Here is a 12,672-nt window from a genome sequence, read left to right on the forward strand (position 1 = left end):
AAACCTTCCGATTGTTTAAGACCCGATGCGGACCTTACAGGTCATCCACACATTGAAATCGAAAAAAAATTATTAATAATTACAGATGAAGACTGCTAAAACAACGCTCGGTGTTATCATTGGAAACAGAGATTTTTTTCCTGATAAATTAGTGGCCGAAGCACGCACCGAAATTGTTGCCCTGTTTGAAAAACTGAACATCACCCCCATCTTATTAACTGATGCCGATACCAAACTGGGTGGCGTGGAAACTTTTAAAGAAGCGCAACGTTGTGCTGATCTGTTTAAAAAACATGCAGCCGACATCCAGGGCATCCTGGTAGTGTTGCCCAACTTTGGCGACGAAAAAGGCGTGGCAGAAACCATCAAGCTGGCTAACCTGAATGTGCCAGTGCTGGTGCAAGGTTACCCCGACGATCTGAAAAAAATGGATGTGGTGAACAGAAGAGACGCCTGGTGCGGAAAGATCTCTGTTTGTAATAACCTGTATCAATTTGGAATAAAATACTCGCTCACCACCAAACATGTGGTAAGTCCTTCTGACGAATCGTTTATTGCCGATCTTCAACATTTCATCGCCGTTTGCCGGGTAGTTAAAGGCATGCGCAATGTGCGTATTGGTGCCGTAGGCGCCAGACCCGGTGCCTTTAATACCGTGCGCTACAGCGAAAAGATCCTGCAACGCAATGGTATCTCTGTTACCACTGTTGACCTGTCTGAGATCTTAGGCAATGCCAATAAATTAACAGCCGACCATGCCCGCGTGAAGGAAAAGCTGGAAGGCATTAAAGCCTATACCCCAACTGGCAAAACGCCCAATGATAAACTTGTACAAATTGCCAAGCTCGATGTGGTATTAGCAGACTTCATGGCAGAAAATGCCTTGGATGCTACTGCCATTCAATGCTGGACCTCCCTGCAACAGAATTATGGTTGCAACGTGTGTACCAACATGAGTATGATGAGTGAGAATATGTTGCCCAGCGCCTGCGAAGTAGATGTGACCGGAACGCTGAGCATGTATGCCATGCAGTTAGCTTCTGGCACCCCCAGCGCCCTGGTTGACTGGAACAATAACTATGCGGATGATGATACCAAGTGTGTACTGTTCCATTGTGGTAACTGGGCCAAATCATTCCTGCCCGATATCCAGATCAGCACGGCGCCGATCCTGGGAACATCTGTGGGTGTTGAAAATACTTACGGTGCCCTGGAAGGTCGTACCCCTGCTTCGCCGCTTACTTATGGCAGGATCAGTACCGATGACAGCCAGGGGATCATTAAAGCCTATGTTGGTGAGGGCGAATTGACCAACGATGCGCTGAATACTTTTGGTAACCGTGCCGTTGCACAGATCAATAACCTGCAGGGCCTGATGCAATATGTATGCAGAAATGGTTTTGAACACCACGTGGTGATGAATGCTTCGAAAACTGCAGGCATCTTAAAAGAGGCATTTGAGAATTATTTAGGCTGGCAGGTGTATCAGCATGCTTAGTTGATAGCGTTGACAGGGGTGATAAGGTTGATAGGGGACTCTCGGCTGAGCCGAGACGGATTGCCGATAAATGAATATTATATGAAAATGCAAGAACTGAAGAAAAAGTCTGTCGAATACAGAAAAAAGATCCTCAAATATATTGTAGGCGCCAAAGCCGGTCATACCGGTGGCAGCCTGTCCTGTACCGATATCCTGAATGTGTTGTACAACCACACATTAAAGGTATCGCCACAGACTTTTACTTCGCCCGATAGGGACCGCTACATCCAAAGCAAAGGACATTGTGTGGAAGCTTTGTTTGTAGTACTGGCTGATAAAGGTTTTTTTCCGGAGGAACACCTGGAAACCTTGTGTCAGTATAAGTCGCACTACATTGGGCACCCCACCCGTAAAGTAAAAGGGGTGGAACAAAATACCGGTGCCCTGGGTCATGGTTTACCCATTGCCGTTGGAAATGCTATTGCGGCCAAGCTCGATAAACGCAATTATAAAGTATATACCCTTATGGGCGATGGTGAGTTGCCTGAAGGGTCTAACTGGGAAGCGGCTTTGACTGCAGCCCATTACAAGCTGGATAACCTGTGCGCTATTGTAGATAAAAATACGTTGCAAATCACCGCGTCAACAGCTGAAGTGTGTAACACCGATCCGTTGGATGAAAAGTGGAAGGCATTTGGCTGGGCGGTAAAAGAAGTAGATGGGCACGATGTGGAAGCACTGAAAGCGGCTTTTGACAGTTTGCCTTTTGAACCCGGTAAGCCCAGTGTGATCATTGCCCATACTGTAAAAGGCAAAGGGGTGAGCTTTATGGAAAACAATCTTAAGTGGCACCATGGTGTGCCTAGCAAGGAAGAGTATGCATTGGCATTGAGTGAGCTGGATAGTAGTATGGAGAAGGTCCTAATTTAAATCAAGTGAGAGGTAGGAGATAGGAAGTAGGAAGTAAGAAGTAGGAGGTAGGTCACCTACGCCAAGGCTTCGGCGACCAAAGGAAGAAAGAAATAAGAAGTATGAAGATCCCCGGTAACTGGAAACCGGTAACAATTTAAGATAATGGCGCATATAGAAGCAACAGATCCGAACGGATACAAACCCAACCAGGAGATATTCTCAGAAATACTCCAGGAATTAGCAGCAAAAGACAGGGATATTATTGCGGTAACCAGCGACTCCCGTGGATCGGGTAAACTGGTTCCCTTTGGCAAAAAGTTCCCTGAGCAAATTGTTGAAGTAGGTATTGCCGAACAAAACCTGGTAGGCGTGGCCGCTGGTTTGGCTGCTGCCGGAAAAAAAGTGTTTGCGGTTTCGCCCGCCTGCTTTTTAACTGCGCGGGCGCTGGAGCAGATCAAGAACGATGTGGCGTATAGCGACAATCCTGTTACGGTAGTAGGCATCAGCGCTGGCGTAAGTTATGGCGCACTCGGTTCTACTCACCATAGTTTGCACGACTTTGCCGCACTCCGGTGTATCAACAATATTACCGTAGTGGTACCTGCCGATAATTTTGAAACGGCCCAGGCTACGGCGCTGGCAGCAAAGACCAACAGTCCGGTATACCTGCGTTTTGGCAAGCGGGTAATGAATAACCTGAAGGATGTAAACGACGATACCTTTGCCTTTGGAAAGGGGCGCGTGATCACCGAAGGGAACGATGCTGCTATCATTGCTTGTGGTGAAACGGTGTATCCTGCCTTGCAGGCTGCGAAGTTATTGGCAGAACAGGGTATCAATGCTACTGTGGTAAGTATGCATACCATTAAGCCACTTGATACCGATCTGCTGGCTAACCTGGCTGCCAACTGCAAAGCTATTGTAACAGTAGAAGAACATAGTGTGTATGGAGGCCTGGGTGAAGCCTGCGCCGCATACTTAATGCAACATGGGTTGCACAAGCCATTCCGTATTGTAGGTATTCCCGATGAATATACAGTGACCGGTTCTCAACAGGATATTTTCAATCACTATCATCTTACCAAAGAGGGGATAGCTGAGGTTGTGAAAGGCTTATTATAATGACCTGTAAGGCGGGTCGCCCTTAAAGGGCGGCTCACCTTGGTAAAATAAAAAGGTGAGCCACTCTGAAAGAGTGACCCACCTTAGGATCATCAAAAATTTCCACAGATGAAGCGAAGCTTGCCGATATTTATAACATTGCTTAGCCTGTTGTTTGTATTTACCCAGTGCAAACAACAAAAGGCTAAAAACGGGAAAAAGAAAATGGCCGTTGTTGTATCAACGCTCAATAATCCCTGGTTTGTTTTCCTGGCCGAAACGGCTGCTGCCAAAGCCACGGCATTGGGTTACGATGCCAAGATCTTCGATTCACAAAATAATACGGCCACGGAAGGCGATAATTTTGATAATATCATTGTGGCCGGTTATGATGCCATTCTTTTTAACTCAACCGATGCCAATGGATCGGTGGCCAATGTGATGAAAGCAAAGAGAGCTGGCATTCCGGTCTTTTGTATGGACCGCGAGATCAATTCCACCAATGCCGCTACTTCTCAAATATTATCCGACAGTTACTCCGGTGCCGTTGCCATCGGCGTGAATTTTACCCAGCAATTACATAAGAAGGGCAACTATGTTGAGTTGCTTGGCCTGGTAGGTGATAACAACACCTGGGCCCGCTCAAAAGGTTTTCACAGCGTTACTGATAATTACCCCGATCTGAAAATGGTAGCCCAGCAGAGCGCCGATTTCGATCGCAACAAGGCCATGGAAGTGATGGAAAGCATTCTGCAGGCGCATCCTGATATCGATGCCGTTTTCTGTGGCAATGATGGTATGGCCATGGGTGCTTACCAGGCACTGGTAGCTGCGGGGAAAGCCACCAAAGTAAAAGTATTTGGATTTGATGGCGCAGAAGATGTGATCACCGCCATCAAGGAAAATAAAGTATACGCAACCGGCATGCAGTTCCCAAAAGTTATGGCTGAAACGGCTGCCCGGTTTGCCGATGAATACGTTAAGGGTAGAAGGGATTTTCCACAGAAGATACCGGTAGCTGTAGAGCTGGTGACACCCAAAAACATCAACGATTATATTGCCTACGGAAAAAAATAATGTATGGCCAGGAAAATAATAAAATACGGGTTGCTCACGATTGTAATAGGTTTGCTTGCCTACAAATCAGTCTTCATAATAAAGCTCAGCGAGCTTCAGACCATAGAACCAAAGGCCTTTGATGCCCCCGGTTTTGTACAAAAGCTGTGGGATGGCAAATTGCCCGCCCGTCTCGATAGCGCCATTACGCTCGATGCCTTGCAGACAGCGATAAAGTTGAACCCCGGCGCGGCTTTCGATACGTATTTCAATTCCATGAGCATTGGCAACATTCGCTATGGTCTGGTGAAATTAAGCGGTAAAGTACTGGCGGTAAGTGATGATGAGGTTACCCTGCTGGCTGGTAATAGCAACGAGCCCCTTACTGTAAAAATTGCTACGGAGTACGTGTATGGCAATGCAATAAGGGACGCTTCGCGTTTAATTAATATAAAAGATTTTGTAAACACTACCGACCTGAATAAAATTTCAGAAGAGCTGAATAAACAGGTAAGGAAAGTGGTATTACCTCCTTTTAAAGCCAACGTAAAGAAAGACGATATGGTAACCTGTATTGGTGCTTTAGAGCTTAATGAAGCCCATTACTCGCTCAGCGATCTGGAAATTATACCTGTACAATGTAAAATCATTCAACAATAACAATGTTGATTGCACAAAACATAACGAAAAAGTTTGCCGGCGTTACCGCCCTCAATAAGGTGAACCTGGAATTGCATCCCGGCAAGGTAAATGCCATTATTGGGGAGAACGGGGCCGGTAAGTCAACCCTCATGAAAGTGTTGTCTGGGGTGTATACAGATTATGAGGGCACCATTATCTACAACAACGAACCATTAAAACTCACGGGCACCAAAGATGCAGAAGCAAAAGGCATTGTGATCATTCACCAGGAATTGAACCTGGTACCCGGTTTGAGTATCACCGAAAATATTTTCCTGGGCCGTGAATGTTGCAATGTCATGGGCATGCTGGATAAAAAGGAAATGGCGCAGGAAACAAGAACGTTGCTGCAAAAAGTAAAGCTGGATGCAGATCCCGGTCAGTTGGTGGGTTCTTTAAAAGTTGGCCAGCAGCAGCTGGTTGAGATAGCCAAGGCGTTGCATACAAAAGCCAACGTCATAATAATGGATGAACCCACTTCGGCCATCAGCGATAAAGAGGTTGACAACCTGTTTGTGATCATTAATGAACTGCGCAGCGAAGGCAAAACAATCGTTTACATTTCGCATAAGTTAAAGGAGCTGTTCACCATTGCCGACCGGTTTGTGGTAATGCGCGATGGTTGTTCAGTAGAGAGTGGGGTAATGGCAGAGATGACACAGGATGAGCTGATCCGCAAAATGACAGGCCGTGCTGTAAACGGTACTACCTCGGCGGCCACGCAAACGTTTACCGAACCGGTCTTGCGGGTGCAAAATATTAACCTGAAAAGCGCCTCGCGTCATAAGACTAATGTGCTCACTGATATCTCTTTCACGCTGCACAAAGGGGAGATCGTTGGTTTGTACGGATTGATGGGCGCCGGTAGAACGGAGTTAATGGAAACCCTGTTTGGCATGCATCCTAAAAGAGCCAGTGGTAATATTTTCGTAAATGAAAAAGCCGTACAGGTACAATCGCCCATACAAGCCATTGATCAGGGCATTGCATTGGTGCCTGAAGACAGAAAGGCCCATGGCCTGATCCTCGATCAGAAAATAAAAACAAACATCAGTATTACGGTGCTGAACCAATTGGAAAAATGGGGCATCGTACTATATAATAAGAAAGAGACCCAGCTATCGAAAGAATACATTCAACAACTGGGTATCAAAACATATTCAGAAAACAATTTGGCGGGAAACCTGAGCGGTGGCAATCAACAAAAGATCGTGCTGGCCAAATGGCTGGCCACCAACCCGAGCATCTTGCTGTTGGATGAACCAACACGTGGTATCGACATTAATGCCCGTTTTGAGATCTATAACCTGATGAAGAAACTGGCTTCCGGCGGCATGGCCATACTGTTGGTATCGTCAGAACTGCCGGAGATCCTTACGGCGTCCCATCGGGTACTGGTGATGGCGGAAGGCAGGCTCACTGCCAATATACCCATTGCCGAAGCGACCGAAAGCAATATTTTGAAACATGCCATACAACATAATATTACTGCCTGATGACTGCGATCCAAAGAAATAATACGATAAACCTTGCCCGGCTGCAATCTGTGATAGCGCTGGTTGTTTTGTGTACCATCATAGCCATCTTAAGCGACAAGTTCCTTACCATGGACAATGGCTGGAATGTACTGCGACAGATTGCGGTGAACATCTGCATTTCCGTGGGGATGACCCTTATTGTATTGACAGCAGGCATTGATTTGTCTGTAGGTTCAATACTGGCATTGTGTGGCGCCATAACTGCGGGATTGTTAAAAAATGGGATCAAGCTTCCTTCGGCTGATCTGTTTATAGGTTTTACCTTGTTAGGGGCCTTATTGGGCGGCATTATTGTAGGGTCGCTGCTTGGCTGGTTTAACGGGTTTGTGATCACAAAATTCAAAGTGCCGCCATTTGTAGGCACCCTGGCCATGTTAACCATTGCACGCGGTCTTACCATGTTATGGACACAAGGCCACCCCATCAGTAACCTCGGTCCTTCATTTGCCACTATCGGTACCGGTTGGTTGCTGGGCATCCCTGTACCGGTTTGGATTGCTGGCATAGTAGTGTTGTTAGCGGTATTTATTACCCGGCAAACAAGACTGGGGCGCTATATTTATGCCATTGGTGGTAATGAGAATGCGGCCATCTTATCGGGCATCAACATCAATAAAGTTAAACTCATTGTATACAGCATTGCCGGTGCGTTGGCGGCGGTAGGGGGCATTATGGTCACCTCGCGGCTCGATTCAGCGCAACCCAATGCCGGGACCGGCTATGAGCTGGATGCTATCGCTGCGGTAGTGATCGGCGGCACTTCTTTATCAGGAGGAAAGGGCAGCATTGGCGGTACGGTAATGGGTGCGGTGATCATCGGCGTATTGAATAACGGCCTCGTGTTGTTGAACGTATCCCCATTCTGGCAACAGGTGGTGAAAGGGGCTGTTATTTTAATTGCGGTAATTATTGATAAAGGTGGTAATAAGAAATAAAGATCATGAGCAAACAACAATATGTACTGGCAATAGACCAGGGCACCAGCAGTACAAAGACCATTATTTTTAATGAGCAGGGTAAAGTGGTGGCGCGTGGTCATGAGCCTTTGCAAACGAATTATGGCGCCAATGGTTTTGTGGAACAGGACCCCGAAGGTATTGTGCAGAACGTGCTGGCATCAGTAAAACATTGTCTGGAAGATTTTGCCAGTCAGCAGTTGGATGTACGGGCTATAAAGGCCATTGGTATTTCCAACCAGCGCGAAACATTTGTTGTGTGGGATAAAAGCGGTAAACCATTGTATAATGCCGTGGTATGGCAATGTAAGCGGTCGGTGGAAATTTGTGAACGCTTAAAGCCATTGCCCCTTGCCAACGAGATCAAAAACAAAACGGGGCTGCTGGTAGATCCCTATTTCTCAGGTACCAAACTGGTTTGGTTGTATGAAAATGTAGCTGAAGTAAGACAGGCCATAGACAGGGGCGAGGCGTATTTTGGTACCATTGATACCTGGCTGTTGTATAAATTCACGAACGGACAAAGCTATTATACGGATCATACAAATGCGTCGCGCACGCTTTTCTTTAATATTGCCTCGCTGAATTGGGATGCCGAATTATTGAAAGCTTTCAGCCTGCAATCACTCAATTTACCACGTTGTGTTCCTTCTTCCTTTATGTTTGGCGAAACCAATCTGTTGGGCGTGCTGGAAAATTCCATTCCTGTTACCGGCATGATCGGTGATTCGCATGCGGCTGCCTTTGGACAGGCATGCCTGGAACCTGGTTCTGCCAAAGCCACATTAGGTACGGGTTGTTCAGTGATGATGAATATTGGCGACCAGCCTAAAGCGTCTACTACGGGTATGGTGACCACCGTCTGCTGGAGTACTGAACAACAGGTTTGTTATGCACTGGAAGGCGTGATCGTTACCTGCGGCGCTACCATTGAATGGTTAAAGAATGAGTGGGAATTATTTAATGACAGTCGCGATACCGAAGTCATGGCCATGGCGCTGGAGGATAACCAGGGTGTATACCTGATCCCTGCTTTTAGCGGGTTAGGCGCTCCCTACTGGGAAATGAACCGCAAGGCCAGCATTCATGGGTTAACCTTCGCTACTACCAAAAATCATTTGGTGCGGGCTGCACTGGAAACTATTCCCTACCAGATAAAAGACGTTATAGGCGCTATGGAAACAGATGCCGGGTTGTTGTTGGATCAGTTGATGGTCGACGGCGGGATTACCGGTAATCGGTTTGTAGTGCAGTTCCTGGCCAATCAGTTAAACCGAAAAGTAGTGATCAGCGGTTTCCCTGAAGTATCTGCGTTAGGTGCCGCGTATATGGCCGGGTTAAAGACCGGTGTGTATACCGGATTGCAACAATTACAACAATTGAAAGTGGTGAAGGATACGCTTGTTCCTACCGATATAGAAAGGAATAAGAAGTGGTATGATGGATGGAAAAAGGCGATTACTTCTTAGTCAATAACCGGTGGGTCGTTCTTTATAGGACGGCTCACTTTTTGAAATACGAGGTAGGAGGTAAGAGGTAAGAGGTAAGAAGTAGGAGGTAAGAAGTAAGAGGTAAAAAATAAAAGGTAAGGAGTGCGCGATTTTCGTATTTCTTACATCCTACATCCTACTTCATATACCTACTATTTAAAAAACTATTACTTAGCGAAATAGTTCCTTAATTCTCCTGAATTTTCTCCATAATTCCAACGAACCTGATCCGCTTTCCCATCTCCATTCACATCATTGAAATAGAAATTTGTGTTCTCGCTTTGAGAAGTACCTCTTAATGTATATACAGGTCCGTTAAAGGCGCCGGACTCGGAATAATACACCTTTAAGAAACCTGTATAATTAGTCGGGTTCCAATACACTTTATCAGCAAAACCATCCCCATTCATATCAGCAAAATAGAAACGGGTGTTTGATAAACCGCTGGTAGCGGAATTGCTGAAAGAAGTGTTGGCAGTGAACGTGCCATCGCCATCGGAAGTATACACCATGGTTTTACCTGAGTTTAGATCGGGATGCCAGTAAATTTTATCGGCCTTGCCATCTCCATTCACATCGGCATACCAGAATTGCGTACCGGCCGTTGTGCTGGCGCCTTCTGTTCCCGATACCACGGTGCCGCTAAAACTGCCACCGGAAGTAGCCAGGTATACCCGCGTATGCCCGTCATCGAATGTGGCGTTCCAATAGATCTTATCAGCCTTGCCATCGCCATTCACATCCGCAAAATTGTAAATGGTAGTAGTACCTCCGCTGGTGCCTTCGGGATTATCAACAGCGGTGGTGCTGAAGTTGCCCCCTGTTGTAGCCAGATAAACGAGGGTATGTCCGGAGTTGAGGGTAGGGTTCCAGCGCACTTCATCGGCTTTGCCATCCCCATTGATATCGGCATAATAATACCGGGTGGTAGCAGCAGTGGAGGCCCCGGCAGCATGCGTTACAGCAGTAGCGGCAAAGGTACCATCGCCGTTCGACAGGAATACCCTGGGTTTGCCACTGTCGAATGTATAGTTCCAGTAAATTTTATCGGCATCGCCATCGCCATCCACATCGGCAAAAGAATATTTGGTAGCGGAACTGGCGCTGATGCCATTGCCGTCGGTATGCGCTCCACCGAAGATCCCTGGTACATAGGTAGCCATTACCGGGTAGTGGTCAGATGGATAGAGCATTTGTCCGTTTACGGTAAAGGTTTTGGTGATCACGCTGGAGCTGGTGAAGGCCATATTGCGCGTGCTGAGGATCCAGTCGATCTTGGCATCACCCACGGCATCCCAGCCATGGAACGTAGGATCACCGCTGGAATCGAACAACGCATCAACCATGTTAAGACCGCTCCCGTCTTTAATAATGCCCATTTCAGCAGTGCCAGGTTTGGCATTAAAATCGCCAATACAAATGACCGGCAGGTTGGCCGTGTTGTTGTTATTGATGTTCAGCAATACCGTATCGGCATCGAGCTGACGCTCGGCTGAGCTTACTGTTGTCCAATGGCTGTTTACGACAAAATAGCTGTTGGCTGTGTTGAGTTTGTCCTGTAATACCACCCATTTGCCCGTACGGAAATCGGGTGTCATCATGGTGAACCAACCCGCGTTGGTACGGGTAAAACGGCTGTTTTTGTAATAGATCGTTTTGGGCGAACCGTTAGAGGTGCCGGATTTGTAATAGCCATAGCCAGCGGCCGACAGTTGGGTATTGAACCATTCTTCAATATCGGTAACGGCAATTTCCTGCAGTCCTACGATATCAACATCATTTTCGAGGATGATCTGCAGACAGTAATCCTTGCGTACATACTGGGAAAAGGGATCGCCGGCAGCGTCATTTCTTACGTTGAACGACATTACTTTGATGGGGTCCATCGCTGAAATAGCGGAGGCGGCCACTGCTGCCCGCGCATTGGATTTGGTAGCAATGGCGGGTTTGTCGGTAACTTCCTCAAAAGATGCTTTCTTACAGGCTGTAAAACCAATAATAAGGGCCAGGAACCAGATGAAACTGCTGGTTACATAGGAGGGCCAGCTCGCCTGTTGGCAGGCGGGTTCGGTTGAATTTCCTTTTTTCATGTTGATAAAGTTTTAGTTAATGCTTTTTGGTAATTGAGTATTTGGTTTATGGAAATAGATCATTCATTATTGATTGACAATAATTAAAATACAAGGGGTAGAATAAAAAAGGGCGGTTCGAACCAGGTGTGTTTCAGGCTATGAAATAATATGGGCAGTGCGGCACTTGTGAAACAAAAGTAATAGTAATTAAAGTTAAATAAACTTATGTGATTGTAGATTTAATTAAATTAAAGTTTTGGAAATGGTTTGATAAAGATTATTTAATGGAAGACGGCAAACGGCAGAGGGCAGAAGGCAGAGGGCAGAGATGGTCCTTCGCTGCGCTCAGGACCAGGAAAGGCAGTAGGCAATAGGAATGGGCAATGGGCAATAGGCAATAGGCAGTGGGAGGAAGGGCTATTTGTAAACGTGAAATGCCATTGATAAAAAGGAGTTGTTCCTGGGTATAAAGAAAGGTTATTAAGTTATTAGGTTCATAAGTATGTTACTCAATAACCTAATAACTTAATAACCCGGATCTTGTATCTGGGAAGGGCGTAACCAGTAGCCAATAGCAAGTAAATTTTTCAACCAGCTATCAGTAAAGCATATTTATTCGGAAGGAGTATCTTCGTTCTTAATCCAGGAAAGCGCTCCTGTTGGACATCTTTCAACCTGTGCTTTGATGGCTTCCGTGTCGGCGCCCGACATGGTGACCCAGGGTTTGGTTTTTAAATTGAACACTTTGGGCAATTGCGTCACGCAGCGGCCCGAATGTTTGCAAAGCTCCGGTTTCCAAACCACGGTGATGTCTCCATTGGTATATTTTATTTTCTTGTCAACATCTTCTTCGTGAAAAATATAACTTCTCACTTTGATGTTGCCTTCCAACAGCTTTGAAATGGGACAATTGGCCGCAATTTCCAGCAGCCTGTTCTTTTTCTCAGGTTCTATACCGGCAGGTAAGGTAATGTCACGGTCAATAAACGTGATCGTACTGTCGCCGTCTTTCGATTGCCACAGGTTGGTCTTCACTTTAAATTCAGGAATATCCCAGCCTTTTCTGTCGATATACATTCGCAATGTGACAAGGGTGCAGCTGGCCAGGGATGACAATAACAAGGTAAAAGGATCAGGCCCGGTGTCTTTGCCGCCTTGTATTTCGGGCTCATCGGCAATGAATTGTCCATTACGCCATTCAATAACGCATTGGTATTTGGTGGTGCCGATAGTGCCGTGAACTGGTTTTTGTAATTTATATTCCATGTGATGTCTTTTAATTTCCGCTATACAGATCAATCGCTGCAAAGTCGTTAATTTTTATATATAACAGATAATAATTTACATCTTTCTATCAAGTGATCCGGTAAGGATGGCGCAGGATGG

Annotated in this window: 10 protein-coding genes; 8 read left to right on the top strand and 2 right to left on the bottom strand. The window is 46.2% G+C overall.

Translation table 11 applies throughout. The features are described 5' to 3' along the window. Positions 1–85 precede the first annotated feature (85 nt). The 8 genes from J7I42_RS11160 to J7I42_RS11195 all read left to right on the top strand — a co-directional run bounded on the left by J7I42_RS11160 (position 86) and on the right by J7I42_RS11195 (position 9,193). Entirely contained in the window at positions 86–1,498 is a 1,413-nt protein-coding gene (locus J7I42_RS11160) for an L-fucose/L-arabinose isomerase family protein (protein WP_209138859.1), read from the top strand. An 81-nt stretch (positions 1,499–1,579) separates the two neighbouring features. Continuing rightward, the gene (locus tag J7I42_RS11165) at positions 1,580–2,410 is read left to right on the top strand and encodes a transketolase (RefSeq protein WP_236065413.1); all 831 of its coding nucleotides are present in this window, start codon (positions 1,580–1,582) and stop codon (positions 2,408–2,410) included. Between the two features lie 144 nt (positions 2,411–2,554). Continuing rightward, the gene (locus tag J7I42_RS11170) at positions 2,555–3,514 is read left to right on the top strand and encodes a transketolase family protein (protein WP_209138860.1); all 960 of its coding nucleotides are present in this window, start codon (positions 2,555–2,557) and stop codon (positions 3,512–3,514) included. A gap of 108 nt (positions 3,515–3,622) precedes the next feature. Continuing rightward, a complete protein-coding gene (locus tag J7I42_RS11175) occupies positions 3,623–4,570 on the top strand; it encodes a D-ribose ABC transporter substrate-binding protein (protein ID WP_209138861.1) in 948 nt (315 codons plus the stop codon). A gap of 3 nt (positions 4,571–4,573) precedes the next feature. Further along, positions 4,574–5,209: a DUF2291 domain-containing protein gene (locus J7I42_RS11180; RefSeq protein ID WP_209138862.1), complete on the top strand. Its 636-nt coding sequence runs from the start codon at positions 4,574–4,576 to the stop codon at positions 5,207–5,209. Between the two features lie 2 nt (positions 5,210–5,211). Next, complete coding sequence (locus J7I42_RS11185; RefSeq protein ID WP_209138863.1) at positions 5,212–6,726, top strand: sugar ABC transporter ATP-binding protein; 1,515 nt, start codon at positions 5,212–5,214, stop codon at positions 6,724–6,726. Continuing rightward, on the top strand, positions 6,726–7,703 hold the full coding sequence (locus J7I42_RS11190; RefSeq protein WP_209138864.1) for an ABC transporter permease: 978 nt from the start codon (positions 6,726–6,728) through the stop codon (positions 7,701–7,703). The genes J7I42_RS11185 and J7I42_RS11190 overlap by 1 nt, the downstream gene beginning before the upstream one ends. 5 nt (positions 7,704–7,708) lie before the next feature. Beyond that, entirely contained in the window at positions 7,709–9,193 is a 1,485-nt protein-coding gene (locus tag J7I42_RS11195; RefSeq protein WP_209138865.1) for an FGGY family carbohydrate kinase, read from the top strand. Between the two features lie 188 nt (positions 9,194–9,381). Here J7I42_RS11195 and J7I42_RS11200 read toward each other — a convergent pair whose 3' ends face one another. Together J7I42_RS11200 and J7I42_RS11205 are read right to left on the bottom strand one after the other, a co-directional pair. Then, on the bottom strand, positions 9,382–11,304 hold the full coding sequence (locus J7I42_RS11200; protein ID WP_209138866.1) for an FG-GAP-like repeat-containing protein: 1,923 nt from the start codon (positions 11,302–11,304) through the stop codon (positions 9,382–9,384). A 594-nt stretch (positions 11,305–11,898) separates the two neighbouring features. Further along, the gene (locus J7I42_RS11205; RefSeq protein ID WP_209138867.1) at positions 11,899–12,552 is read right to left on the bottom strand and encodes a (4Fe-4S)-binding protein; all 654 of its coding nucleotides are present in this window, start codon (positions 12,550–12,552) and stop codon (positions 11,899–11,901) included. Positions 12,553–12,672 lie beyond the last annotated feature (120 nt).

This window comes from Niastella soli (genome assembly GCF_017742245.1).
Classification (GTDB): Bacteria; Bacteroidota; Bacteroidia; order Chitinophagales; family Chitinophagaceae; genus Niastella; species Niastella soli.